We start from the raw sequence: 23,367 nt of genomic DNA, 5'->3' as shown, positions 1-23,367 counted from the left end.
AGGGAAGCCGCCCGCTCAATCGCCATATTAATGGCAACCGTGCGCTTGACGTAAAAACGGCGTGCGGGCCGTCGCTCCGACAGCCGGCACGCCGCTAGAGCAACACTTACGCTTGCGCCGATGCGCTCGCGAGTGCCTCGAAGCTCACTTCCTTGTCCGTCACCTTTGCCTTGCCCAGCACGAAGTCGACGACGTTGCTTTCAACGACGAACGCTTCCATCTCGGCGAGGCGCTGCTGGTTCGAATAATACCAGCGGACCACTTCCTTCGGGTCTTCGTAGCTCTTCGCGAACTCGTCGACTTCCGCGCGGATCTGTTCCGGCTTCGCTTCGAGGCCGTTCGACTTCACGAGCTCCGCCAGCACGAGACCCAGCTTCACGCGACGCTCCGCCTGCTCGGCGAACATCTCGGCCGGGATCGGTGCGTCCTTCGCGTTCGGCACGCCGCGCTGCGCCAGATCCTGGCGAGCCATTTCGACGAGACGTTGCTGGTCTTGTTCGATCAGCGCCTTCGGCACGTCGAGTTCGGAAATCTTCAGCAGCGCGTCCATCACCTGGTTCTTGACGATGGCTTGCGTGCGACGCTTCGCTTCGCGCTCGAGGTTTTCCTTGATTTCGGCGCGCATCTTCGTCAGGTCGCCGTCTTCGATGCCGAGCGACTTCGCGAATTCGGCGTCGATTTCCGGCAGGTGCGGCCATTCGATCTTCTTCATCGTGACCGTGAATTGCGCCGTCTTGCCCGCCACGTCCTTGCCGTGGTAGTCGTCCGGGAACTTCAGCTCGAACGTGCGCTGTTCGCCGGCCTTCAGGCCGAGCGCCGCCGTTTCGAATTCCGGCAGCATGCGGCCTTCGCCGAGCACGAACGGGAAGTCTTCGGCCGTGCCGCCCTGGAACGCGACGTCGTCGATCTTGCCGACGAAGTCGACCGTCACGCGGTCGCCGTTCTTCGCTGCGGTGTCCTCACCGCCGTCGCCGTGCTCGCCGGCTTCGCCGCGAGCGTGGTAGTGCACGCGCTGCTTGCGCAGGATGTCCAGCGTGCGGTCGATTTCGGCGTCGCCGATCGACGTCGTCGAGCGCTCGACTTCAGCCGTCGCCAGATCGCCGATCTTCACTTCCGGGTAGACCTCGAACGTCGCGTCGAACGCGTACGCGTCTTCAGCCTGTTCCTGCTTCGGCTCGAAGCTCGGCTGGCCGGCGACGCGCAGGTTTTCCGCGCGGCTGATCGTGAAGAATTCCTGGCCGATCTTGTCGCTCAGCACTTCCGCCTCGACCTGACCCGAGTATTGCTGGGCGACCATCTTCAGCGGCACCTTGCCCGGGCGGAAACCCGGCATGCGAACGTTCTTCGCGAGTTTCTGGATACGGGCGTCGATTTCCTTCTGCACGGTGTCCTTCGGCAGGGAAATCGTCACGCGGCGTTCAAGCTTGCCGAGGTTCTCAACAACGTTAGCCATGGCTTCAATCGTCCTAAAATTATTCGAGCGAATCGGGTTTTCCTTGCCGTGCCTGCCTGCGGCGTGAGGTGCGTCTCACGCACACGCCGCGCCGGAGCGCCACGCCATCCCTGCACGCGCCGGATGGCTAGCGCAAGCGGCTCGGAGCACGGCTTTGGCCGGAAGAATCGACTATTCTAGCAAACAATCTTCCTCATACCGCCAGATCGGCACGACAACCGTGCGCACCCGCATTGCCGCCCGCTCCCGCGCGCGGCAATGCGCGCGGATCGCCGCTATGCCAAACGCCGTATCCACCGCGGGCCCGCCATCCTGTAAGCTCCGATTGAAGGTGCGCCGCGGCCGCGGCCGCCATTCTTCACACCAATCACGCCTTCCGGAGACACCATGCCGCAACACCCGTCCGCGCCTGTCGTCGTCATCGCGCCCGATTCGTTCAAAGGCTCGCTTTCCGCCGAGCAGGTCGCGGACGCGATCGCCACCGGCATCCGCCGCGCCCGGCCCGACGCGGTCGTGCGCTGCTGCCCGATGGCCGACGGCGGCGAAGGCACGCTCGACGCGATGCTGGCGGGCGGCGGCACGCGGCGCACGCTGCAGGTGGCCGGCGCGTCGCTCGCCGCACGCGATGCGGCGGTCGGCGTGATCGACGCGCGCACCGCGATCGTCGAGACGGCCGAGATCGTCGGCATTACCGATGCGGTCGGCATGAGCGTGCCGGTCGACGCGCGCAGCACGCGCGGCATGGGCGAAGCGATCCGCACGCTGCTCGACGAGGGCGTGCGCCGCTTCTTCGTGGCGCTCGGCGGCAGCAGCACCAACGACGCGGGCGCAGGGTTGCTCGCGGGCCTCGGCCTGCAATGCTTCGACGCGGCCGGCCAGCCGGTCGAACCCGTCCCGGCACGACTCGCCGACATCGCGCGGATCGACGCGGCGGGGCTCGATCCGCGCCTGCAGGACGCGGAATTCATCGGCATGTCCGACGTCGACAACCCGCTGACGGGCGCGCATGGCGCAACCGCGGTGTTCGGTCCGCAAAAGGGCGTGACGCCCGGGCAGGTCGCGACCCTCGACGCCGCGCTCGGCCATTTCGCCGACCTGCTCGAGACCGCGCTCGACCGGCGCTGCCGCGACCTGGCCGGTGCCGGTGCCGCGGGCGGCCTCGGCTTCGCGCTGCACATGCTCGGCGCGCAGTTCGAAGCCGGCGCGGAAGTCGTCGCGCGGCAGGTCGGGCTCGATGCGGCACTGGCCGGCGCCGACTGGCTGATCACCGGCGAAGGCCGCTCCGACGTGCAGACGCTGCACGGCAAGGCGCCGTTCATCGCGTGCCGCCATGCGCGGGTCGCAGGCGTGCCCGCGTCGCTGCTGTCGGGCGCGGTCGACCCGGCCGCGCTGCCGCGCCTGTCCGAACACTTTTCCGGCTGCTTCTCGCCGGCGCCCGGCCCGATCACGCTCGACGTCGCGATCCGCGACGCGGCGAACCTGCTCGCGAACGAAGCGGAACAGTTGACACGGCTGAAGTACGGCGCACACTGACCGTTGACCCGAGCGCGCGATACAGGAACAATCGGGCCCGCCCTTTTTCTTCAGGATTCGACATGAAAGGCCGACAAGCCGGGCTCGATCAATTTCTGACCTATCGCCTCCATGCGCTCGCGAAGCGGTCCGACCGCGGGATCGCCGACGTGTACCGGCACAAGCTGGACATCTCGCTGCCCGAGGCACGCGTGATCGCCGCCGTCGGCGCCTTCGGTCCGTTTTCGATCATGGATCTCGCGCGCCACACCAATCTCGACAAGAGCCAGGCGAGCCGCGCGGCGGAAGCGCTGCTGCGCCAGGGGCTGCTCGAGCGCAGCGCGAGCGAGGAGGATGGCCGGATCGTGCTGATCGCGCTGACCACCGACGGCCGCGCGCTGCATCGCAAGATCATGCCGATCGTGCGCAAGTGGAATGAAGGCTTGCTCGCGTGCCTGTCCGACAGCGAGCGCCAGACGTTCGAGCGGCTGCTCGACAAGGTGGTCGCGAACGCGATCGAACGCGACGACTGAACCGTTTGGCGGGCGTAGTCGGTGCCGCGCTTGTATCGCGAAGGTGCGGCATGGGCTGCAATCGCTGCGGCCGCGCACATGTTTCAGGCGCCTGCCGCTTTACCCGGATTTATTCGGATGAATCCCGCGGGCCGCCCGAGTCGCGCAAGCGTGGGCGGCGGACCGGGCGACCGCTCGCCGTTTCGTCATTCTTCCCTGCATGCCGGCCATCGCCGCCGCGCTCTCCCTCCGCTACAGCCCGCTGTTCGCCGCACGCTGACGCAGCAACCCCAGCACCGCGTCGCAATACGGCGTCGGCACGCCGAGCTTGCGCCCCAGCTCCGGAAACACACCGAGGATCGGCCCGATTTCCAGCGGCCGCCCGGCCTCGAAATCCTGCAGCATCGATGTCTTGAACGCGCCGAGCTTGCGCGTCACGGCAATCCGCTCCGGCCCGCTCATCCCCGCATCGAGGCCGAGCTGCGCGCCGATCGCGGCCGCCTCCTCCATCATCCGCAACGCGAGATCCCGCGTGAACGGATCGTCGAGCAGCTGCTCGGCCGTCGAACCCGTCAGCGCGCTCAACGGATTCATGTTCATGTTGCCCCACAGCTTCGCCCAGATCTCGGTGCGGATCGCCGGCGTCGACTCGACGTCGAAGCCGCCCGCGGCGAGCGCCGCCGCGAACCGCGCGGTCGGCGCGGCGAGCCGGTGATCGGGCGAGCCGACGATCAGGCGGTTGCCGCGGCCGCGGCGCACGACCCCCGGCGCATCGGTGCTCGACGACAGGTGCACGACGCAGCCGATCGCCTGTGCGGGCGGCAACGCCGCCGAGACTGCACCCGCCGGGTCGATCGCGTCGAGCGGCACGCCGTCGAGCGGGCCCGCGAGCCCGTGCGTGAACCACCACGGCAGCCCGTTCATCGCGGCGACGATCACCGTGCCGGGCCCGACCAGCGGCGCGATGCGCGCGGCCAGCGCCGGCAGCGCCTGCGCCTTCAGCGCGATCACCACGTAGTCCTGCACGCCGAGCGCGGCCGCGTCGTCGCTCGCGCGCACCGGGACCGACGACATGACGCCCGCCTCGTCGATCACGCGCACGCCGTGCGTGTCCAGTGCATCGAGCGTCGCACCGCGCGCGAATGCGCTCACCGTCATGCCGGCCCGCGACAGCGCGGCCGCGAGCAACCCGCCGATCGCGCCGACACCGACCACCGCCGCGCGCACCGACCCTGAATTCGTGTCGTTCATGATGGAAATCCGTCTACCGGGAGCTGACGAGCATAACGCCCAATGGTTGCGGATACAACCATTCGTGCCAGCACCCGCATGCCTGTGCCGGCACGAACGATTCAGCGCGCCGCGCCACCCGCCTCCACCGGCTCGTCGTCGGTCGGGCCGCCCGTCGCGCCGAGCACGCCGGCGATCTGGCTCTTGTCGTGCATGCCGAGCTTGCGGTACGCGCAGCGCAGGTAGTGACGCACGGTCGTCGGCGAAATCGCCATCTGCTGCGCGACCTCCTTGTGCGAACGGCCGGCACCGTAATAGCGGATCGCCGCCAGCTCGCGCGGACTCAGCCGGTCGAGCAGCGAGCGCGGCCGCGCCTCGATCTGGAACAGTCCCGCGACGGGCACGCACCGGATGCGCAACGCATCGCCGATGAACGGCTGGCCCGACTGGCGCCGCACGTGCGCGACCAGCGGCTCCGGTACGCGCGGGCCCGTCCACGCCGGCCATTCGGTGCGCAGCACGTCGTCGAAGCCGTGATCGGCGTGATGCAGCACGCCGAAGTTGTCGCACAGCGCGCGCGCCGCCGGCGCCACCGCGTCGCCGCGCTCGCGCGTGAGCTGCGCCGCGCGATTGATCGTCAGCGCGGCCGCCAGATGCGGGATCACTTCCTCGAAGCGGCTCGCGTCGTCGTCGCTGAACGGACGGTTCAGGCCCTGGCGGTAGATCGACATGAACGTCGTCAGCCCGAAGCGGCGGTCGAGCGTACACACGCACATCAGTTGCGCCAGCCCGTACTTCACGCACCAGTCGCGAAACCGCGCGTCGAACCCGGGCTCGACGACCGACAGTCGCACCGCGCGACCGTGCGCGCCGAGCAGCGTGCGCTGCGCGAGCGGATCGCAGTCGCGCACGCGTTTCCAGTCGCTGAAGAACGCATGCGGCAGACGGTACAGGAAACTGTTGTGCATCACGGGGCCGGTCGGCACGTGCGTCGCGACGCCGGTCCACGCGGCGTCGAACGGGATGAGCCCCTGCAGCAGCGAAAAGAAGCGGCACTCGAATTCGCCGATGCCCGACTGCGCGGCGAGCGCGTACAGATCGAGCAGCATCAGGCCGAGTTCGCGCCGCGCCGCGTCGCCGCGCGTCACGCCGTCGAAATCGGCGCGGCGCGGCGGCAGCGGCGGCCAGGCGGATTCGTCGAGCACGATCGCGGCCGGCACGTCGCGCAACGCGTCGAGATCCTGCCCGATATCCGTCGTGATCCTCACCTTCCGCTCCCCTGCCCGACCGGGCCGCTGATGCGCGCAACGCAGACCGGCCGATTATAGCGACCGGCATTTTTGGCGGGCGCCGCCGCCGGAGTACACGACAGCCCCATCCATTTGAACGGGACGCCGCCCGTTGCTGCCGCGCAGCACGCCGCGCCGCGGCGTCGCGGCGCGTCCATGCCGTGCACCGCGGGTTTTCCATACCGTTCATCTGCACGACTGTTCGCCGGTTTTCCCGCTGCGGACACTGCGTCGCGACAACACCAGCGACAAACGATGCAGGACGGTATGGAGAACCCCACGTGATGACACCCCGCTTCATCCGCACGGCGACGGCCGCCGCTGCGCTCGCCGCGTGCAGCCTCGCCGCGCACGCGCAATCGACCCTCACGCTGTACGGCGCGCTCGACGCCGGCGTGCAGTACCTGACGCATGCCGACGGACGGCACGCGGCCGTGCAGTTGCAGAACTACGGCATCCTGCCGTCGCAGGTCGGGCTCAAGGGCAGCGAGGATCTCGGCGGCGGCTGGCGCGCGCTGTTCAAGCTCGAACAGGGTCTCAACCTCAACGACGGCACCGCGACCGTCCCCGGCTACGCGTTCTTCCGCGGCGCGTACGTCGGCATCGCGGGGCCCGTCGGCACCTTCACGCTCGGCCGGCAGTTCAGCGTGCTGTTCGACAAGACGCTGTTCTACGACCCGCTGTGGTACGCGTCGTACAGCGGCCAGGGCGTGCTCGTGCCGATGAACGCGAACTTCATCGACCACTCGATCAAGTACCAGTCGCCGGCGTTCGCCGGCTTCGATGTCGAGGCCCTCGCCGCGACGGCTGGCGTCGCGGGCAATACGCGCGCCGGGCGCGTGCTCGAACTCGGCGGCCAGTACACGAGCAACGGGCTGTCGGTCAGCGCGGTGCTGCATCAGGCGCACGGCGACGCGTCGGCGGCTGACGACGCGTCCGCGCGCCGCCGCGAGCTCGGCACGCTCGCCGCGCGTTATGCGTTCGCGACGCTGCCGCTCACCGTCTACGCGGGTGTCGAACGCCTGACCGGCGACCTCGATGCGGCGCGCACGATCGTCTGGGGCGGCGCGCGCTACCTGACGTCGGGCGGAATCGGGCTGAACGCGGGCGTCTACCACACCGATTCGCATACGCCGGCGATCGGCCGCCCGACGCTGTTCATCGCGAGCACCACTTACGCGCTGTCGAAACGCACCGTCGCCTACCTGAACCTCGGTTATGCGCGCAACAGCGGCCAGAGTTCGCAGACCGTCTACGAATACGACCCGACGCCGCTCGCCGGCGCATCGCAGTTCGGCGCGATGGTCGGCATGTACCACCTGTTCTGATTCCGTCCAGCGAGATCCCGCCATGAAAACCCTTTGCTCCACCGATGCCGCACTGCCGTCCGACGGCCGCGCGTCGCCGTTCGCGCGCTCGACGCTCGTCGCCCTCGTCGTGTTCGCGGCCATCACGCCGCTGCTGCTGCTCGTCGCGCCGGCCGTTGCCGGTCAGTTGGCGACGCAACTCGGGCTGTCCGCGTCGCAGATCGGCACCTACTTCTTCGTCGAACTCGGTGCGTTCAGCCTCGCGACCGTGCCGTCGTACCTGTGGCTCGGCCGCGTCGATGCGCGCCGCGTTGCCGCCTGCGCGATCGCGCTGTTCGGCGCGGGCAATCTCCTGACCGCGCTGTGGATGCCCGGCTTCGTCACGCTGCTCGCGCTGCGTGCCGTCACCGCGCTCGGCGGCGGCTCGCTGATGGTGCTCTGCATGACCAGTGCGGCCACGAGCGAGAACAGCGATCGCGTGTACGGCCTCTGGGTCGTCGGCCAGTTGATCGCCGGCGCGATCGGCCTGTTCGTGCTGCCGCACGTGTTCGCCGGGTTCGGGCTGCGCGCGCTGTACGTCGCGCTGGCCGTGCTCGCGCTGCTTGCCGCGCCGCTGTCGCGCGGCTTTCCGGCGACGCTCGGTGCGCGGCGCGCGTCGGCGCGGGCAGCGCGCGGCGCCGCGACGAATACGCCGCAGCGCTTCGTCGCGCTCGCGATCGGTGCGGTGCTGACGTTCTATCTCGCGATCGGCAGCGTGTGGACCTTCGCGAGCCGCGCGGCGGCGGAAGCCGGACTCGATCCGCAATCGACCGGCAACGTGCTCGCGATCGCGAGCGTGATGGGGATTGCCGGCGCGGCGCTCGCATCCTGCGCGGGCGGCCGGCTTGCGCGGCGCACGATGCTGGCCGCCGGCTACGCGCTGCTCGCGGCGTCGCTCGTCGCACTCGCCGCGCTGCCGCATGCGCGCGGCTACGGCGCCGCGATCTTCGCGTTCAAGTTCGCGTGGACGTTCGTGCTGCCGTTCATTCTCGCGACCGTCGCGCAGATCGATACGTCCGGGCGCCTCGTCGCGACGCTCAATTTCGTGATCGGTGCGGGCCTCGCGGCCGGCCCGCTGCTCGCCGGGCTGTTGCTCGATGCCGGCGGCACGATGCACGCGCTGTTCGCGGCCGCCACTGCTGTCGCGATCGCGTCGTTCGCCGCGCTGCGCCATATCGATCGCCGCGCGCGGATTGCCGCGGCTGCCATTTCCTCCCAACCGTGACAGGTCAAGCACATCCATGAATCGCACTGCCTTCTTCACCGACGAACGCACGTTCTGGCACACCGGCGGCACGCACGCGCTGTTCTTCCCGGTCGGCGGCTGGGTCCAGCCGCCATCGAGCGCCGGCTACGCGGAATCGCCCGATTCGAAGCGGCGCTTCCTGTCGCTCGTGCAGGCGTCGGGCCTTGCCGCTCACCTCGACCTGCGCGGTGCCGCGCCGGCCACCACCGGCGATCTGCTGCGGATTCATCCGGCGAGCTATCTCGACGCGTTCCGCGCGCTCAGCGATGCGAACGGCGGCGACCTCGGCGATCTCGCGCCGTTCGGCAAAGGGAGCTACGAGATCGCCGCGCTGTCCGCCGGCCTCGCGATCGCGGCGCTCGACACGGTCGTCGGCGGGCATGCGGCCAACGCGTTCTCGCTGTCGCGCCCGCCCGGCCATCACTGCCTGCGCGATCGCCCGATGGGCTTCTGCCTGCTCGCGAACATCCCGATCGCGATCGAGGCCGCGCGCGCGAAGCATGCGATCGAGCGCGTCGCGGTGATCGACTGGGACGTGCATCACGGCAACGGCACGCAGTCGATCTACTACGACGATCCGGACACGCTGACGATCTCGCTGCACCAGGACCGCTGCTTTCCGCCCGGCTACAGCGGCGGCGACGAGCGCGGCGAAGGCGCGGGCGTCGGCGCGAACCTGAACGTGCCGCTGCTCGCGGGCAGCGGCGACGACGCGTATCGCCATGCGTTCGAGCGGATCGTGCTGCCGGCGCTGGAACGGTTCCGGCCGGAGCTGATCGTCGTCGCGAGCGGTCTCGATGCCAGCGCGGTCGACCCGCTCGCGCGCATGCAGTTGCATACCGACAGTTACCGGTACATGACGCGGGCGGTGAAGGAGGCGGCACGGCGCCACTGCGGCGGACGGCTCGTGATCGTGCACGAAGGCGGCTATTCGGAGGCTTACGTGCCGTTCTGCGGACTCGCGATCGTCGAGGAACTGGCCGGCATCCGCACCGAGGTCGCCGATCCGATGCTCGACCTCGCGATTGCGCAGCAGCCGGGCGAGCGGTTCGTCACGTTCCAGCGCGAGCTGCTCGACGAACTGGCCGTGTCGTTCGGGTTGTAACGCGCGCTCACCAACGAGATGGGGCCGGCCCTTGCGCGATCGGTGCGGATGGGGTTTCCTGTGCTTTTACACCTGCCGGGCCCGGGCCCCTCTTCAGATGAAATCGTCTCCGCGCGAACCCGACACCAACGACAAAGCGCGCCGCCAGCCTTCGAAGCTCGCCCTGAATATCGCCGCGGTGCTGGTCGGCCTCGTCACGTTCGCGATCGGCGTGGCGTGGTTGATCTATAGCTGGATCGTCGATCGCGAAGCGCAGTATTTCGCGATTCCGCTGGTGTTTTCGGTGCCGGTGATCGTGGCGGTCGCGGTGCGGAGTTTCTGGGACTAGGCGCGCGCAGAACGACAAAGCGCCGCGGTCGGTGGACGCGCGGCGCTTTTCATCAAATGCGGTAGCAATATTGGCGGTTCGCTCCCGGCCGCTCACAAGCCGGCGTGTCGACACGGGTTGGGAACCGCGCCCTGATATCCGCTGGCGAAACCCAGCGCGGAACCGAGCAGCGCCGTGCCGACCGATTTCAGGACGGTTTCGCCCGACAGCGACACCCCGCTCGAAATCAGCCGGCCCGAATAGGCCGAACACTCCGGGGAGGCTGCGCCGGTCTGCACGGGTCTGGCGCTCCACGCGACGTTGTCGGCGGCCGTCGTGGCAGATGCCGGTACGGCCAGCGCGAGCGTGAGTACGGCAATCGATGTGTGTGTGATGTTCTTCTTCATGGACGGTCCTTGGCAGGGAACGCCGCGTACAGGAACTGTAATGAAGAGATGATACGCGCTACGCGACCCGAATTTCCGTGCGCTGGACAGGAGCCGTGTATCGGCGAAAATCGTCATCAACAAAAAAGCGCTGCCGGTCAGCCGACCGGCAGCGCTTTGTTGGAACGGTCCTGGGCGGAGCCCGTTCGACTTCGTGGTGCGTGAGGCCGGATCCACACTAGAACCGTTCTGCCTTTCTGCTATCGGGTTTCTGCGAGTTCGTTTTTTTCGGATGCCCCCACATATGCCCCCTTGCGTTCAACCTGTCGATTTTGTGTCTCATCGGCACAACAAATCGGCGGTTTCCATCATCGCGCAAGGAGATCGTCATGGCAAAGAACCTCGTCGGGGCATTTCGTTTTTCGTTGGCTGTTGCCGTACTGCTCGCATGTGCCGCATGCGGCGGCGGTGACGACCCCGGTCCTCTAGTAGCACGCAACGCGACGGCCGGCGGACAAGTCGGTCTAGCACTCCGGCCTTGCGAAGCACCGGAGGCGCCCTGCCCGGCTTCGCAAGCTCAAGGCGGCCTCCGGAAGTGACGACGCAGTGAAGCTCTATTCGACCTCCGATACTGCCGGCTCGATCCGCAAGGCGTTCGCTGACTTCACTCACGTGCTCGTGAACCGCGGTTACACCACGATAAAGCCGGCATTCTTCAAGAGCGCATCGATCGCCGATCTCCCCGTCTACGTCTGGGCATGGTGGGATCGTGCGAGCGATGGGCAGCTGGCGAGGTGGCGAGACAACGGCGGTGTGTTGCTGGATCGCTACACGTATTCTGACCGTGCGGGCCCGGCTGACGTACTCGTCTTCGTGGAATGCCCGATGACCATGGACAGGCTGACACGCTCCTACGCGAATACGTCCGAATACACCGTGATCCCAGTCCCGCATACCTGGCGCGTGCACGAGGAATGCATCGACCTCCGAACACCGAGAGTCGATGATCTGCGCACGATTTGGAGCGCATGCCGAGGACAGCGCATGACCGATGATCAGTTGGAGTCCAAGACTGGCATCCCGCGTCAGCGCGCTACCTACATGCGCAAGAGCCTCAAGCCCGTAGAGGAATGGGAAATGCGTCCACGGCTGGCACCGGACGCGCTCGGCTTGTCGCCCGCATGGGGCTGGATCGGATGCGGCCGCACGGAGCTGAAGAAAATTGTCCGAGAGGAAGGTCACAAGGCCGCCATCAAGGAGATGGTTCGCCTTGGACACATCTCGTTGACCAAGTGGCAGGTCTACAGGAACGACGAACCCGACTGGGAGTTCCTCGAGCGCAAGCGCAAAGTCGCTATTGCTGATCTTGCCGAAGTTCGATCACTCGTTGAGTCGCTTCCCGACCATCTTCAAGCTTGACGACCGTCTGCCGGATCTCTTTGATCCGTGGTGCGTTCTGGTGGTAGAGCTGGTTCAACTCGGACAGCGCCAGGTCGATTTCTCGGTCTCCCACTGCGCGTTGCTCCCCGCCCCTGAGCGCAATTGCTGCTTGCAGCTTCACCTTCGCCATCGCGGCGCTATCTTTGTGATCCATCGTCGCGAGGCCATGAAGCTCCTCGAGACCGACTACCTTGTATGCGCGCGAGAGATCTGCGATGCGTGCCTCGAACTGCTCGCTGCTCATGCGGGAATAAGCTGGATCGACCTTGATCTTCTCGATTGCCGCGGCGAATCCTTGGAGTTCGGTGGACGCACGTATGTACCCGTCCAACTCATGGGCGGTGCAGTCGAGCGTCGAGGCAGCCAGGAAGATGTCCCCCTTGGCTTCGGTCAGGGCGGTCTTGATCGATTCCTCGGAGATCAGGCCGGCGCGCATGGAGCGTCTCATTTCAGTAGCTCAGCCCTTTTGCGTAACCCATGGACTGCAGCTCGGGCAGCTGCTTCTTCAGCCGACCGACACCGATGTCGGTGCGGTAGAACGGACTGTTCGGGATCTTCACCTTCTTGATGGCACTGTACGCCGAGCGGCGCGCGCCGGTGATCGTCTCGCCGGTACCAGTCGCAATCAGCACGTAGTCGCCGGCTGTCACCGGCCCCGGCAAGTCCACGACCTTGCCGTTCACCTCGCGTGGCGCGACGCCCATCATCACCTCGGAGAAGTGCAGGTGCTCCATGTCCTCGGCGCCGTAGATCGGGATCCCGCACAGCTCCTTGTTCGTGATCTTCGAGTACGGGAAGTCGGGCAGCGCCATCAGCACCGAGATGCACACCTCGTCCATACGGATCTTCAGCGTGTCGCGGCCCTGGATCTTGTCGGCCATCCACTGCGCGGGGTCGCCCTCGATCAGCGCGGTCAGGTTGTGGCGGATCGGCCAGCCGTCGCGCATTGTCCACTCGAGCGGATACGGGCCCTTCCCGTCGGTCGGGATCATGCAGTTCACGTCGACGTACCCGACGTACCCGATCCGCTTCAGGTGCTCCGTGGCGGGCTTCAGCACCTCGTCGGCAAGCTTCGATTGCCGGACGACGCGTACCGTGGTGCCCATTTCGCCAGTGTTCACGCCCAGGTCGCCATTCATCAGCTTCTTGTTTTCCCAGTTCTCGACCCAGCCGCGCGACCAGCCGTCCGGGCCGAAGAAGCCGCCCACGGCCATCTCGATGCCGCTGATCTTCTCCTGCAGGATGAAGCCGTCCTTGCGCGCCGCAGAGCGGTACTTGTCGATCTTGTTCCAGCGCCCGAGCATGTAGACCATGTCCGCGGCGCTGTCGGCAACGTAGGACATCGCGCGCTCGCCATCACCGGACGGTTTCGACACGAACGCGTTGCCCTGCTTCTTCACGTAGGCGATCGCGGACTCGTAGTCGTGAAACGTCTTGCCGGGGATGATGCGCATCCCGCACTCTTCCATGACCTTCTGCCCGACCTCGCGGTCGAGCTCCCACTCGACGGCCGCGAGGTTGCAGCCGTAGATCGGATAGCCGATCCGGCGGTACGGCTCGAGCATCTCGAGGTAGCTGACGTTGTCCGGCGTGTAGATCAGGTCGGCCCAGCCGAGCCACTTCCGGCGCAGCTCGTCATAGTCGCGGATCTTCGGCACGATGCCTTCGCCCGCGTGACGGTCGGTGCCGTCCGGGCGCGGCTTGTCGTACCAGATGACCTGGTGCCCCCACTCCTGGCAGCGCATCAGCCAGTCGAGGCAGTTCGAACCGACGTCGATCGCGAGAATTCTCATGGGGCAGGCGGCCGCTGAAGGAGTTGTTCGGTGATGGCAGGACCGGCGCGGTTGTACAGGTTCGCGGCAGCCCATGGCGCCACGGCGGCAGCGGGGTTGACGCCGAGCCCCGCGCCACCCAGCACGCCGGCCACGATGCCACGCTCGGCGGTGTTCGACGTCCCGGGCTCGCGCAGGAACAGCGAGCCGATGTCCGCCAGTTTCCCGAGTTCGCCGCCCTGGCCCATCGCCATCGCGCGCTTGCCGTACGCGTTCGACGTGACCGCGCCCATCAGCGCCTTCGGGCTGATGTTGCCACCGGGCGACTTCGCCACGAGCGGCTCGATCGTCTTCCCCATCGCATACTGACGGCGCGCGGCGGCGTAGCGCGCAGCCTCGTCGGGCGACAGCTGCGGCAGGAACGCGTCTTCGATTTCGCCCTGCAGGTCGCTCAGCGCATGCCGCAGGTCGCCGTTGGACGTGCTGCGGATGGTCGACTTCAGTTTGGTCAGGTACGGCCGGAGCTTCGCTCCGTCTAGCTGCCGCGCGGCCGACGTCGCCCCGCCACCGGAGAGCGCCTGGCGGGGGCCGGCCAGGGCCTCGAGATCGTCGATATACCCCTGAATCACGCCCTGCACTTCCGGCAGCTGGTTGCCCTTTGCGCGCTGCAGGCGATTCAGGAATGCGTTGTCGATCGGGATGCTGTGCGCAGCCGTGATCGCGTCGATCTCGGTCCCCGACTTCTTCATCGCGTTGGCGTACACCTGGCGCGTCAGCTTGTCGCCTTCGCCACCGATCGCCTGGATCAAGCGCTGGTTGAATACGCGCTGGTTGGCGCCCGACGTCTCGCCGGAGAATGGCACGTCCGACGACAGCTGCCCGGCGATGCGCCCGAATTTGTTCTCGTACATCTGGTCCGGCCGGAAGCGGAATCCCATCTCGTGCGCCTCGCGCGCGAGCCGCAGCGTCTCCGGATCGACTTCCGGCAGCGCTCGAGCAGCGGCGCGCGCGGCACCGCGGCCGACGGCGTTCGCACCAGCTCGGGCGGCGCCGGCCGCACCTTCACCGGTGGCCAGCACACCGCGTGGCACTTCCGGGATCCGCGCGAGCATCGGCCCCTCGACGGGCAGGCCGGCCAGTTTGCTGGCGTCCATCATCTGGCCAAGCGCCTCGACGTCGGCCCGGCCGGCCTCGGTGCGCGGCTGATACGACAGCTTTCTGGCCAGCGCGGCGCCGGCCCGGTCGCCTTCCTCGATGCCCTGCTGCGTGCCGTACTTGCCGCTCGTGAGCGTCTTGCCGATACCGTACGCGGCGCCCACAGGCGCGGCCAGCGCGCCGGTTGCGGCCGACAGGCCGGCCTCGCCGAGTCCGACTGCGCTCTTTCCCAGACCGAGCAGGCGCTCCGCGATGGTATCGGCGTGCTTCGATGCCGGAGCTGGCGTCGGTCCATCAGGCGGCAAGCGATCGAGAGGTGCGACCGCGCCGGCGGCACCGCGCGGCGCAGCGCCGTACTTGTCCCACGGCCCCGTAGCGGAAGCTGCAGTGTCCTGCGCGTATTTTTCCCACGGGCCGGCCATTACATCTTCTCCCAGTTGCTTTGCTTCGACGGATCGCCGCCCTTGAACCGGTAACCGCCCTCGACCGTGCCGACCGCCGGCGCACCTTCACCGCGGCCGGAAATGCGAGCCTTCTGCTGCGCCTGCACTTCGGTCGGCGCCTGGCGCGCCGCGGACATTTCCTTTTCCATCATCGACAGCACCGCGTTGAGCTGCTCCGGCGTGCTGGCGGTGGACAGCAGTTCGCGTGCATGCTCCTTGTCGGACACCGTGGGCACGCCAGTCGGACTGATCGCACGCGCATAGGCGTTCACCGAGGTGTTCAGCGCGGTGCCGAGCGCAACGACGCGCGGGTCGCCCGTGCCCGTTTGGGCCGCCTGCATCGCGCGGTTCACGCCCGGAAACTCGGTGCGCGGCAGCGCAGCCGACGCTTCGCGCACGAGCGGGAAGGTCTTCTGCGCTTCTGCGACGGCCATGCCGATGTTCGCTGCGCGCGTGGCACCCGTCCGCGCTGCCGCCTTCTCGCCCTGGAAGCCGGCGTTCGCGGCGGCGATATCCGCGCCGGTGCCGCCCGCCTCGCGTTCCTGGCGCATCACCTCACGGCGCAGCGCGATGATGTTCTTCGCGCCCTGCGCGCCACGGCCGAGGTTCTGGTAGACCGACGTGTCGCCGGCGCGTGCCTGTTCCGCCAGGAACTTCAGGTCTTCCGGCGAAAACTTCGCATCGTCTCCGTTGGCCATCGCGATCGACTGCCGGCGCAGCGCGATGGATTCAGCGCGCAACGCATTTGACTCGGCGCGTGCCTGCCGACGGTCTTCGCGGTTCAGCGCGTTGTCCTCGGCGCGTTGGCGCAGCGCATCGTAACGTTCCTGCAGCTGCGCGATCTGCAACTGATGCTGGAACTGTTGCTGGATCTGCGCGGCTTGCTGTTTCGCCTGCGAGTCGAGGATCGGCGTCAGCTGCTGCAGGCCGGCCATCAGGTCGGCACCCGACAAGCCTTGGTCCTTCAGCACCTTGATCGCGCCGTCGAGCGACAGCGGTCCCGATGCTTGCTGAGTCGGGCCCGGAGCATTCGACGGCGGCGCGGGAATTTGCGGTGGCGTAGCCTGCGCAGGACTCCCCGCCGTCGGCATCGGCCGAAACGCGGGCAGTGGCGGTTTGCCGGGCGCGCCGGTTCCCATTCCCGGCGGCATGCCAGGCGGAAGCGGAGGCATCTGCCCCGGCGCCGGGCCCGCCATTGACGGTTGCGCGGGCATGGACGGTTGACCGGGATTCGGCGCTTGCGGCGGGGGCGGCATCTGCGCGGGTTGGCCCTGCTGTCCAAGCAACATCGGCAACGCATTGCCGGCAGCCTCGAGCGCAGCCTGCTTACGCTGACGGTCCTGCTGCTCCGTCTGGAACTGCGCGAGCTGAAGCATGCGCAGCTGGCGTTGCGCGGCCTGCTGCTCCGCAGCCTGTTGATACTGGAGGAAGTAAGGGAGCCCCGCGAGTCCGGCCATATCTCACCTCACATCGTGAACCCGTACGAGTTCCCGCCGCCCGAGTAATACGGGCTCGACGTGAACGCGCCGCTGAAGTCGCCACCGCCGAACGAGCCGGTCGTGCCGTTGAAGAAGTTGCCGAAGCCGCCGGCATTCTGGATCGAGTTACCCAGACCCGAAATGCCCTGCGATACCAGGCTGCCGAGCGCGCCGGCGCCCTGCGCCTGCGCCTGGAACGGCACCGATTGCGCGCCGGCGCCGTAGTTCAGGTACGGGATGATCTGCCCTTGCAGGGACTGCGCCGACGACAGCGGGCCCTGTTCCACCTGCGAGGCGAACGTGGCCGCGAGACTGCCCGGGTACGCCGCGATCGAGTTGGACGTGTCGTACGGCAGGCTGCCCGCGAGCAGCGTGTACTGCGGCGCCTGGCTGAGCGCGTTGGCGCCCGCCTGTCCGTAGCTGCCGGCCGTATTCGCTGCGCCGGCGTAGCCCTGCAGGCCGGACAGCGCGCGCTGCAGCTGCTGATTCTGCCAGTCGATGTTGAAGTTCGACATGGCCTGGTTCGCCACGCCCGCGCCGGCGGCGGACTGCCCGAGCCCGTACATCGAGTTGTTGGCGTTGACCTGATCCTGCACCTGCTGCTGCGTGCGAGCGTACAGTGCGCTCTGAGGATCGAGGCCCAGGTTGAACACGTTCTGCCCCGCGCCGAGCAGCTGTTGCTGCGTGGCCAGATCCATGTTGCCGAGGTTCGTCAGCGCACTGCCGACGTTCCCGTACTGACCAGCCGCGTCAATCGCGTGCTGCAGGTACGCCGGCCCGTACAGGTTGCTCGACGCATACCCGTTCTGCAGTGCCTGCTGGTAGTACGGCATCAGGTTGCTGATCGCAGCCTGATTCTGCGAGGCCTGCGCCTGCAGGTTCTGCCAGCCGAGATCGGCCTGCGGGAGGCCTGACGGCACGTAGTAGGAACCGCCCCCGCCGCCCGACGTGCCGGGGGACATCATGCCCGATACGAGCGAGCCGCCGATCCCTGCGGCGAGGCCACCTGCAATCGCTCCGAATGGCATGGCTCACTCCTTCTTCAACGTTTCGGGATCCGCCACGCTTTCAGCGTGGATGCAAAGCCACGTCAGGTTCGTCAGCGCGGTAATGCGGTGCGTGAGGCCAGCCTTCACCTCGAGCATGCACGGCCCGTGCAGCACCTGCAGTTCGCCTTCGATATCGAGCATCGCCGTACCGTGTGCGAGGTAGCTCAGGTGATCGTAGTCGTGCACGTGCTTCTGCACTTCCTCGCCCGCGCGCAGCGTCTGCTCGCGCGCGTACACGCCGCCGGCCGTGAAGTGGTGCTTGATGGTCATTTCTCGCACCGAATCGACACGATCAGCGTGATCCGATCGTCGTCGCCCTCGTTGACCACTTCATGCTCTTTCGTGTTGTCGAAGTACCAGACATCGCCCGGCGCCATCACGACGCGCTCGTCCTCGACGCGATTCCAGCACTTCGGATTCGTCTGCAGCGGGACGTAGAGCTTCGTGTTGAAGTGGCGCACGTGCCAGCTGTCATCCGCGTGCGGCAGGATGCGCTTGCCGGCCGGCAGCTTCGTGATCAGGATGCCGCCCAGGCGCGTGCCTTCGACGCGCGCCATCAGGCCGAATACGATCGGCCGAAGCTGCGGCAGCGCATACCATTCCGGGTAGAAGATCGCGTCGTGCGCGTCGTTGAACCCGGTATAGTCGCCGGCTGCCTTGTACGGCTTCTCGTCGTTGTACCGGAGCCAGATATCCGAAACGTCGACGTGCGGACTGCCCTCGGCCGTGGTGCGCGCGGTGTGGCGATTCCACAGCCCCGGCTGGCGCGCGATGGCGAGCAGCAGGGGCGTAGTGTCGATGCCGGCGCCGATCCGGACGAGGTTGTTCATCGCTGCGACACCTTCACGTTCTCCCATGCGTGTGTCACGCTCATGCCGAGCATGCCCATCAGCAGTGGGAGCATCTGGGTCAGGTCGGCCGGCGCGACATTGATCGGGTGGCCGATTGCCGACGCGAGGAAATTGGCGATCGGCAGACCGATCCAGTTCCACGCGCAGCCGGTACCGCACACCCATCCGATGTACGGTCGCCAGCCCGAAGTGAACGGGCTCGGACTGGCCGCTTCTGCCTGGTTGATCTGCAGTTGCCCCTGCACCATCGCGAGGACGGCGGCGAGCTGTTGCTGTTCCTGCTGCGTCTTGTCCGGCCAGATCCGTTGAACGATGCTGGTCGCCAAATCAGACACGGCGGTAATCGGATCAACGGCCATTGCCGCCTCCATTTCCGTTGAATTCGGCCTGTTCGGCCATGCGCCGGCGCAGCAGACCGGCCGATACCTTGCCGCCCGCCAGATCCCAGCGCGGGAACTGCGCCGCGGCGCCGTCGTAATTACCGCTGTTCAGCAACTTCAGCAGCGTGGAGCTTTCGAAGTTGCCGGAACCCAGGTTGAAGACGAAGTCGACCATCGCGTCGAACTCACCCTGCGTAACCGGAACGGTCACAGCATGGTTGACGACGTTCACGGCCCATTGGACGTCCTGGTCGAGCCAAGCCGCGGCCTGGTCCTGAGTACAGGTCATGCCCGGTGCCACGCCGGCTGTGTGCCCGTATCCAATCGTCCAGACGCCCACCTGATCCTGGTAGGCAGTTAGCTCGCAGCCTTCGAATTGCTCCGTCAGCTGCTTGCCCGTCAGCGAGTAGTTCACAGCTTCCCCACCGCGTGCAGGATCTCGGATACCTTGTCAGCGGTCGCCTTGCCGGCGTCCTCGACGATGGCTGTTACCGTGTTCTCGATGTCGGAGAGGCCTTGCGCCTTGCTGTGCAGTTCGACCAACGCTGCCAGCTTCTCCGGAATGGAACGAGCGTCCGCAACAATCGCGTTGAACTCGTTTTCGATGCTTGTCCAGATGCTCATTTCACTCTCCTACAGAAACTTCTTGAACCCGCCACCGGCGCCGTACGCAGCGAGTGCGACGAGGGCGTACATGAAAACCCGCCACGCCAGACCGAGGACGCCCCGGCCGACGTTGAGCTGGAAACGCTGGGTGATGCCGCTTTCGATCTGCTCGGCGATCGCCTTGACGTCGTCTTCGGTGAGTGTCCGGTTTCCCATGTTTTCCCCGATAGTTGTGCGAATTGTGGTTTTGTTTCCCGCGGTCATTCGAATTCGAAGACGATGACCACCCCTGGAGTTCCGTTCAGGCCGGCCTTGGCCGGCTGCGCAATGCTGTTGTTCGCTCCCGGGCCGCCTGCGCCGTAACCGGTCGCGGCCGACACATTGAATGCTGAGCCGCCCTGACCGATGGGGTTGGAACCGCCGTCTCCGCCGATTGCGTTACTCGGGAGCGAAAACGCAGCAGCGCCGTTACCGCCCGTCGTCGAAAACAGGAAGCGCCCAGTGCCGGATGGCGCGGCCGCGCCTGCGGTTTGCGCCGCGAATACGTTGGTCGACCCCGCCGCAACAGCGCCGCCGGGTGAACCGCCGGGGCCACCAGGGCACACCAGCAAGGCTCCAAAACTCGTCTGCGCTCCATTGCCGCCGACCGAGCCGGAAGCGCCTACGCCACCGGCGCCGATCGTTACGGTCTGCGTCACGAGCCCAGATGCGATGAAGATCTTCCCGTACGCCCCTGAGGATCCGCCGGCGCCGATCGCCCACTGCCCGGAGGATGTAGCCGCCGCACCGCCGCCGGCACCGCCACCGCCCACGGCTTCGACGAACGCCTTCGTGGCACCGGGCGTCGGTGTATAGGTACCTGATGCGGTCAGAATCTGGACGCCGACCAGCGAGCCAGGGGAGATCGTGCCGATGGGCATCGCGTTCGCGTTCACCTGGTTGACGATGAAGTTCAGGTCGGTCATGACCTGCGACGCGTCGGCGGTCGTTCCGTTTTGCAGGTTGGCGGGTAGCGTGCCGATGATGCCGCTCATGATTTACCCCTGGTTCGTGTAGCCCGTGTCCTGATAGCGGGCGAAGAAAGTGCCGATCTGAACCTCGTTGACCGGCGTTACTGTCACGTCGAGCGACATCTTCTGGAACACGAGCGCAATCGGCCACGGGATCGTATAGACGTGCGGAATGCTGGCGTTGGACGACCAGTTCGCTAGCCCCCACGTGAATGCGTTCCACACGGTGCCTTGCGCGGGCGTCTTCACGTAAGCCGATGCGATCGTGTTGTTCTGGTCGTTCAGCGCGGTCAGGTTGAACACGACCTGGTTGCCGGTGGACCCCAGCTCGAGCGTCGATTCGACGACCTGCAGCTGCTGCATGTGCCCGGTCTTCGGAAAGTCCGACGAGCGCAGGTGGCAAAGGAGCGGCGTGCCGGCATCGAGATAGCTCGAGTTCGCAGAGGGAATTGTCGTGCTGACGAACAGCGCGGCGCCTTGGCCGGCGCCCGAGAGGACGAACGATTCGCCGTATTGCGACGCGCAGTCATAGATGAAGCTGTGCGGCCCGGACCAGCGCTTGCGACGGATGTCGTACCAATAGTCGTTCGTCTGCTGCTGGCCCTGGATCAGCGTCGGCACACACACGCGATAGATGTTGCCGGCGAACGATGCACTGATGCGCGACGGCTGCGTGGTGTTCTGGAACGGGACCTGCAGATCCGCCGGAAAGTCGGTACCCGGCCGGCTCGACAGCGGCACCAGCGTGCCGAGGAAGTTCAGGATGTAGGGTGCGTCGACGCCCGCGAAGAAAATCCCGAACGGTCCCTGGACGATGCTGCGCGGCGCGATGCATCCCGTCGTCAACGATACGTAATTCAGCGCCAGATTGTTCGTCGTCGGGTCGCCAGTGATCTGCCAGATCTGGTTCTGCTTGAATGCCACCAGCGCGCCGATGACGCCGCTCGATGTCGTCTGCAGCGGCAGGCCGGACTGCGCGGTGACGGGTGTGCTGTCGCCGATCGTCAGGGACTGGGACGCGTTCGTGCGGGTGAGCGGGTTCAGCGCATCGCTGAATTGCAGCGTGTTCCCGACCGCGAAGTACGCCCGGTTGTTGAAGTTCGCGACGGACGTCGGCAGTCCGGTCAAACCGTTCGTGGCCAGGTTCGACGACGACCACGCGGGGGCGGACGGCGTCGAGATATCGACCACGCCAAAAAAGTTTGACCCCGAGCCGCTGAAGCCGGGATGGGTGATGAGGATCTTCGTGCCCACCACCGCCACAGTGGGCGGCGTCCATGCCCCGCTGGTGGGCGGCGATGCCGGGACGTTGCCGGCCGTGACACCACTGATCGTGATGAACGAATTCGTCGCTAGGTTGTAGGCGAACGGCTCGTCGAATCCGGGATTGCGCGCGCTCGACACCATGCCGTACGCGACATTCCCGATCACCGTATGCACGGACACGAAGGTGGGTGTCGTGAAGCTGCCGAACGTCGTTGCAGCGTTCCCCACACCCGGACGCGCAACAATGATTTCCGGGTTACCCTGGTCGAATACGAGGTTGCTCAGGAGCTGGCACGCGCCGGCGAAGGCGTCCGTCGCGTCGAACGCGTCGCACAGGCCTTTCGGCGTGAAGCGGACCGGCTTCGCGTTGCGGATCGCCATGGTCCTAGTCCGTGATCTTCGTCGGCTTCAGCGTGCGGTTCGTGTGGAAGCGCCGCGGATCGAGCCGCACCGACTTGACGACCTGCTGCTCGTCGCCTTCCATGATCAGGTGTGTGCGCAGCATTGCCTCGCACTGCGCGCGGAACGATTCCTGACGGGCATCGTCCGTCTCGCTCATCAGTTCCGCCGCCGTGGCCTTGATCAGGTAGTGCTGGTCCGGGAACCAGGGGATCGTCGTCGACGTTTCCGGTGTCGCGATGTCCGGCTGCTTCACCATGTACCGATGCGTCAGGACGATCTGCCCGGACGACTGCGGATAGATGAAGAGCTGGCCCGCCGAGTTGTTCGCCTGCGCCGTCGTCTCGTCGTACAGCAGCGTCATGAACTCGTACGGATAGTTCGCGATCGACGGATCCTTGAACTCCTGGTCCCACTCTTCCGGTGAAATCGGGTGCAGGAAATATGGCAGGTTGTTCTGTTGGAAGAACAGGTCGTACGTGCGCAGGTAATTCAGCGGCAGGACGAACGGACCGTAGTTGTTCGCCTGGACCGTCACGAATTCGGTGACCCGGTTGATCTTCAGGTCACGATGCAGCCAGAGGTCCTCCAGGACCATGTTCAGATAGACGCCGCCCTGCGAAAGCCAGCCCGGCGCCTTCGCAATCGCGCAGGCGCGCGCGACGATCTGTTGGGCCTGGAGGTAGGCCATTTCACGCTCCTCCGCGGGCGTCGGCGACCTTCTTGCGCGCCTTCTCGAGCTCGGCCTCGATGCCCTTCAGCTGCTGCGGCGCGTTCTTCAGGTTCGCCTGCTCCTGACTCGACAGCGCCTTTGCCCCGGACTTGCCGGAACTCTTCGCGTTCTGCCGCTCGAGCAGATCCGCATACGCGCGCGCGACGTCGTCACGCGCTTTTTCCCACTGTTCGATGTGGGCTTCGAGGACCGGGATCTCGAGCATGCGTTGCTGACGCTGGAGCGCTTCGCGCACCAGGTCCATGCGGCTGTCGAGGGAATCCTTCGATTCGCCCTCGACCAGATAACCGCTGGCCGAGAGCTGCGCCTGGTTCGGCGCCGGGAGGGTGATCGTGAAGTTGCCGATCACCGTTGCAGCCGTAACTTCCTGGGAGGCTTGCGACATGGTCTTCCTTTCGG

27 protein-coding genes are annotated in these 23,367 nt (G+C 66.6%); 8 read left to right on the top strand and 19 right to left on the bottom strand.

The window, feature by feature from the left end; all coding sequences use genetic code 11:
• Nucleotides 1-106 precede the first annotated feature (106 nt).
• A complete protein-coding gene (gene tig, locus U5A56_RS07860; RefSeq protein ID WP_044843676.1) occupies nt 107-1,453 on the bottom strand; it encodes a trigger factor in 1,347 nt (448 codons plus the stop codon).
• Between the two features lie 387 nt (nt 1,454-1,840).
• Between tig and U5A56_RS07855 the strand changes: the two genes are divergently transcribed.
• Nucleotides 1,841-2,986 carry a glycerate kinase gene (locus U5A56_RS07855; protein WP_321819626.1) on the top strand — a complete coding sequence of 382 codons (1,146 nt, stop codon included), beginning with the start codon at nt 1,841-1,843 and terminating at the stop codon, nt 2,984-2,986.
• Nucleotides 2,987-3,048: 62 nt separating this feature from the next.
• Entirely contained in the window at nt 3,049-3,498 is a 450-nt protein-coding gene (locus tag U5A56_RS07850; RefSeq protein WP_044843678.1) for a MarR family winged helix-turn-helix transcriptional regulator, read from the top strand.
• A gap of 231 nt (nt 3,499-3,729) precedes the next feature.
• On the opposite strand, the gene U5A56_RS07845 is transcribed toward U5A56_RS07850, so the two are convergent.
• Both U5A56_RS07845 and U5A56_RS07840 read right to left on the bottom strand, forming a co-directional pair.
• Nucleotides 3,730-4,728, bottom strand: a complete 999-nt coding sequence (locus tag U5A56_RS07845; RefSeq protein WP_321921751.1) for a 2-dehydropantoate 2-reductase — start codon at nt 4,726-4,728, stop codon at nt 3,730-3,732.
• 101 nt (nt 4,729-4,829) lie between these two features.
• Entirely contained in the window at nt 4,830-5,975 is a 1,146-nt protein-coding gene (locus U5A56_RS07840) for a helix-turn-helix transcriptional regulator (RefSeq protein WP_044843680.1), read from the bottom strand.
• A gap of 302 nt (nt 5,976-6,277) precedes the next feature.
• On the opposite strand from U5A56_RS07840, the gene U5A56_RS07835 reads away from it, so the two are divergent.
• The 4 genes from U5A56_RS07835 (at nt 6,278) to U5A56_RS07820 (ending at nt 10,021) form a co-directional block, all read left to right on the top strand.
• Nucleotides 6,278-7,324: a porin gene (locus U5A56_RS07835; RefSeq protein ID WP_321921749.1), complete on the top strand. Its 1,047-nt coding sequence runs from the start codon at nt 6,278-6,280 to the stop codon at nt 7,322-7,324.
• Nucleotides 7,325-7,346: 22 nt separating this feature from the next.
• Nucleotides 7,347-8,567: an MFS transporter gene (locus U5A56_RS07830; protein ID WP_321921747.1), complete on the top strand. Its 1,221-nt coding sequence runs from the start codon at nt 7,347-7,349 to the stop codon at nt 8,565-8,567.
• A gap of 16 nt (nt 8,568-8,583) precedes the next feature.
• Entirely contained in the window at nt 8,584-9,693 is a 1,110-nt protein-coding gene (locus U5A56_RS07825; protein WP_321921746.1) for a class II histone deacetylase, read from the top strand.
• 97 nt (nt 9,694-9,790) lie between these two features.
• Nucleotides 9,791-10,021, top strand: coding sequence for a hypothetical protein (locus U5A56_RS07820; protein ID WP_044843684.1), 231 nt, complete (start codon nt 9,791-9,793; stop codon nt 10,019-10,021).
• A 92-nt stretch (nt 10,022-10,113) separates the two neighbouring features.
• Here the strand turns inward: U5A56_RS07820 and U5A56_RS07815 are convergent, their stop codons facing one another.
• Nucleotides 10,114-10,407, bottom strand: coding sequence for a hypothetical protein (locus tag U5A56_RS07815; RefSeq protein ID WP_321921744.1), 294 nt, complete (start codon nt 10,405-10,407; stop codon nt 10,114-10,116).
• Between the two features lie 585 nt (nt 10,408-10,992).
• Between U5A56_RS07815 and U5A56_RS07810 the strand changes: the two genes are divergently transcribed.
• Nucleotides 10,993-11,805: a hypothetical protein gene (locus U5A56_RS07810; RefSeq protein WP_321921742.1), complete on the top strand. Its 813-nt coding sequence runs from the start codon at nt 10,993-10,995 to the stop codon at nt 11,803-11,805.
• Here the strand turns inward: U5A56_RS07810 and U5A56_RS07805 are convergent.
• The 4 genes from U5A56_RS07805 to U5A56_RS07790 are packed head-to-tail and all read right to left on the bottom strand — an operon-like array spanning nt 11,741 to nt 16,167.
• Nucleotides 11,741-12,262: a hypothetical protein gene (locus U5A56_RS07805; protein ID WP_124573247.1), complete on the bottom strand. Its 522-nt coding sequence runs from the start codon at nt 12,260-12,262 to the stop codon at nt 11,741-11,743. The genes U5A56_RS07810 and U5A56_RS07805 overlap by 65 nt on opposite strands.
• A 13-nt stretch (nt 12,263-12,275) precedes the next feature.
• On the bottom strand, nt 12,276-13,619 hold the full coding sequence (locus U5A56_RS07800) for a hypothetical protein (RefSeq protein ID WP_321921741.1): 1,344 nt from the start codon (nt 13,617-13,619) through the stop codon (nt 12,276-12,278).
• The gene (locus tag U5A56_RS07795) at nt 13,616-15,175 is read right to left on the bottom strand and encodes a hypothetical protein (protein WP_321921739.1); all 1,560 of its coding nucleotides are present in this window, start codon (nt 15,173-15,175) and stop codon (nt 13,616-13,618) included. The genes U5A56_RS07800 and U5A56_RS07795 overlap by 4 nt, the downstream gene beginning before the upstream one ends.
• Nucleotides 15,175-16,167: a hypothetical protein gene (locus U5A56_RS07790; protein ID WP_124573241.1), complete on the bottom strand. Its 993-nt coding sequence runs from the start codon at nt 16,165-16,167 to the stop codon at nt 15,175-15,177. Before U5A56_RS07790 ends, U5A56_RS07795 begins: the two co-directional genes overlap by 1 nt.
• A gap of 294 nt (nt 16,168-16,461) precedes the next feature.
• Between U5A56_RS07790 and U5A56_RS07785 the strand changes: the two genes are divergently transcribed.
• Nucleotides 16,462-16,701: a hypothetical protein gene (locus U5A56_RS07785; protein WP_321921735.1), complete on the top strand. Its 240-nt coding sequence runs from the start codon at nt 16,462-16,464 to the stop codon at nt 16,699-16,701.
• Here U5A56_RS07785 and U5A56_RS07780 read toward each other — a convergent pair.
• From U5A56_RS07780 to U5A56_RS07730, 11 genes are read right to left on the bottom strand one after another with little or no spacing between them, the layout of a single operon-like run.
• Nucleotides 16,662-17,702 carry a hypothetical protein gene (locus tag U5A56_RS07780; RefSeq protein WP_321921733.1) on the bottom strand — a complete coding sequence of 347 codons (1,041 nt, stop codon included), beginning with the start codon at nt 17,700-17,702 and terminating at the stop codon, nt 16,662-16,664. The two genes, U5A56_RS07785 and U5A56_RS07780, sit on opposite strands and share 40 nt — an antisense overlap.
• Nucleotides 17,703-17,705: 3 nt before the next feature.
• On the bottom strand, nt 17,706-17,993 hold the full coding sequence (locus U5A56_RS07775) for a cupin domain-containing protein (protein WP_321921731.1): 288 nt from the start codon (nt 17,991-17,993) through the stop codon (nt 17,706-17,708).
• Nucleotides 17,990-18,553 carry an aspartyl/asparaginyl beta-hydroxylase domain-containing protein gene (locus tag U5A56_RS07770; RefSeq protein WP_321921729.1) on the bottom strand — a complete coding sequence of 188 codons (564 nt, stop codon included), beginning with the start codon at nt 18,551-18,553 and terminating at the stop codon, nt 17,990-17,992. The genes U5A56_RS07775 and U5A56_RS07770 overlap by 4 nt, the downstream gene beginning before the upstream one ends.
• Complete coding sequence (locus U5A56_RS07765; RefSeq protein ID WP_321921727.1) at nt 18,550-18,933, bottom strand: 3TM-type holin; 384 nt, start codon at nt 18,931-18,933, stop codon at nt 18,550-18,552. The genes U5A56_RS07770 and U5A56_RS07765 overlap by 4 nt, the downstream gene beginning before the upstream one ends.
• Nucleotides 18,923-19,369 (bottom strand): lysozyme, encoded by a 447-nt coding sequence (locus tag U5A56_RS07760; protein ID WP_321921725.1) that lies wholly within the window; start codon nt 19,367-19,369, stop codon nt 18,923-18,925. The genes U5A56_RS07765 and U5A56_RS07760 overlap by 11 nt, the downstream gene beginning before the upstream one ends.
• Nucleotides 19,366-19,578 (bottom strand): hypothetical protein, encoded by a 213-nt coding sequence (locus U5A56_RS07755; RefSeq protein ID WP_321921723.1) that lies wholly within the window; start codon nt 19,576-19,578, stop codon nt 19,366-19,368. The genes U5A56_RS07760 and U5A56_RS07755 overlap by 4 nt, the downstream gene beginning before the upstream one ends.
• A 9-nt stretch (nt 19,579-19,587) precedes the next feature.
• Complete coding sequence (locus tag U5A56_RS07750) at nt 19,588-19,824, bottom strand: hypothetical protein (protein ID WP_321921721.1); 237 nt, start codon at nt 19,822-19,824, stop codon at nt 19,588-19,590.
• Nucleotides 19,821-20,594 carry a hypothetical protein gene (locus U5A56_RS07745; RefSeq protein WP_321921719.1) on the bottom strand — a complete coding sequence of 258 codons (774 nt, stop codon included), beginning with the start codon at nt 20,592-20,594 and terminating at the stop codon, nt 19,821-19,823. Before U5A56_RS07745 ends, U5A56_RS07750 begins: the two co-directional genes overlap by 4 nt.
• 3 nt (nt 20,595-20,597) lie before the next feature.
• Nucleotides 20,598-22,217 carry a hypothetical protein gene (locus U5A56_RS07740; RefSeq protein WP_321921718.1) on the bottom strand — a complete coding sequence of 540 codons (1,620 nt, stop codon included), beginning with the start codon at nt 22,215-22,217 and terminating at the stop codon, nt 20,598-20,600.
• A 4-nt stretch (nt 22,218-22,221) separates the two neighbouring features.
• Entirely contained in the window at nt 22,222-22,926 is a 705-nt protein-coding gene (locus U5A56_RS07735; protein ID WP_321921717.1) for a hypothetical protein, read from the bottom strand.
• A 1-nt stretch (nt 22,927) separates the two neighbouring features.
• Nucleotides 22,928-23,353 (bottom strand): hypothetical protein, encoded by a 426-nt coding sequence (locus U5A56_RS07730; protein ID WP_321921715.1) that lies wholly within the window; start codon nt 23,351-23,353, stop codon nt 22,928-22,930.
• Nucleotides 23,354-23,367 lie beyond the last annotated feature (14 nt).

Source organism: Burkholderia sp. BCC1998, assembly GCF_905339875.1.
GTDB lineage: Bacteria > Pseudomonadota > Gammaproteobacteria > Burkholderiales > Burkholderiaceae > Burkholderia.
This window is presented reverse-complemented; position numbering and strand designations above follow the sequence as displayed.

Bases quoted from the DNA above. Each gene is read 5' to 3' on its own strand.
- tig (WP_044843676.1), bottom strand. From the start codon at position 1,453: ATGGCTAACGTTGTTGAGAACCTCGGCAAGCTTGAACGCCGCGTGACG.
- U5A56_RS07855 (WP_321819626.1), top strand. From the start codon at position 1,841: ATGCCGCAACACCCGTCCGCGCCTGTCGTCGTCATCGCGCCCGATTCG.
- U5A56_RS07850 (WP_044843678.1), top strand. From the start codon at position 3,049: ATGAAAGGCCGACAAGCCGGGCTCGATCAATTTCTGACCTATCGCCTC.
- U5A56_RS07845 (WP_321921751.1), bottom strand. From the start codon at position 4,728: ATGAACGACACGAATTCAGGGTCGGTGCGCGCGGCGGTGGTCGGTGTC.
- U5A56_RS07830 (WP_321921747.1), top strand. From the start codon at position 7,347: ATGAAAACCCTTTGCTCCACCGATGCCGCACTGCCGTCCGACGGCCGC.
- U5A56_RS07825 (WP_321921746.1), top strand. From the start codon at position 8,584: ATGAATCGCACTGCCTTCTTCACCGACGAACGCACGTTCTGGCACACC.
- U5A56_RS07820 (WP_044843684.1), top strand. From the start codon at position 9,791: ATGAAATCGTCTCCGCGCGAACCCGACACCAACGACAAAGCGCGCCGC.
- U5A56_RS07815 (WP_321921744.1), bottom strand. From the start codon at position 10,407: ATGAAGAAGAACATCACACACACATCGATTGCCGTACTCACGCTCGCG.
- U5A56_RS07805 (WP_124573247.1), bottom strand. From the start codon at position 12,262: ATGCGCGCCGGCCTGATCTCCGAGGAATCGATCAAGACCGCCCTGACC.
- U5A56_RS07800 (WP_321921741.1), bottom strand. From the start codon at position 13,619: ATGAGAATTCTCGCGATCGACGTCGGTTCGAACTGCCTCGACTGGCTG.
- U5A56_RS07795 (WP_321921739.1), bottom strand. From the start codon at position 15,175: ATGGCCGGCCCGTGGGAAAAATACGCGCAGGACACTGCAGCTTCCGCT.
- U5A56_RS07780 (WP_321921733.1), bottom strand. From the start codon at position 17,702: ATGCCATTCGGAGCGATTGCAGGTGGCCTCGCCGCAGGGATCGGCGGC.
- U5A56_RS07775 (WP_321921731.1), bottom strand. From the start codon at position 17,993: ATGACCATCAAGCACCACTTCACGGCCGGCGGCGTGTACGCGCGCGAG.
- U5A56_RS07770 (WP_321921729.1), bottom strand. From the start codon at position 18,553: ATGAACAACCTCGTCCGGATCGGCGCCGGCATCGACACTACGCCCCTG.
- U5A56_RS07765 (WP_321921727.1), bottom strand. From the start codon at position 18,933: ATGGCCGTTGATCCGATTACCGCCGTGTCTGATTTGGCGACCAGCATC.
- U5A56_RS07755 (WP_321921723.1), bottom strand. From the start codon at position 19,578: ATGAGCATCTGGACAAGCATCGAAAACGAGTTCAACGCGATTGTTGCG.
- U5A56_RS07750 (WP_321921721.1), bottom strand. From the start codon at position 19,824: ATGACCGCGGGAAACAAAACCACAATTCGCACAACTATCGGGGAAAAC.
- U5A56_RS07745 (WP_321921719.1), bottom strand. From the start codon at position 20,594: ATGAGCGGCATCATCGGCACGCTACCCGCCAACCTGCAAAACGGAACG.
- U5A56_RS07740 (WP_321921718.1), bottom strand. From the start codon at position 22,217: ATGGCGATCCGCAACGCGAAGCCGGTCCGCTTCACGCCGAAAGGCCTG.
- U5A56_RS07735 (WP_321921717.1), bottom strand. From the start codon at position 22,926: ATGGCCTACCTCCAGGCCCAACAGATCGTCGCGCGCGCCTGCGCGATT.
- U5A56_RS07730 (WP_321921715.1), bottom strand. From the start codon at position 23,353: ATGTCGCAAGCCTCCCAGGAAGTTACGGCTGCAACGGTGATCGGCAAC.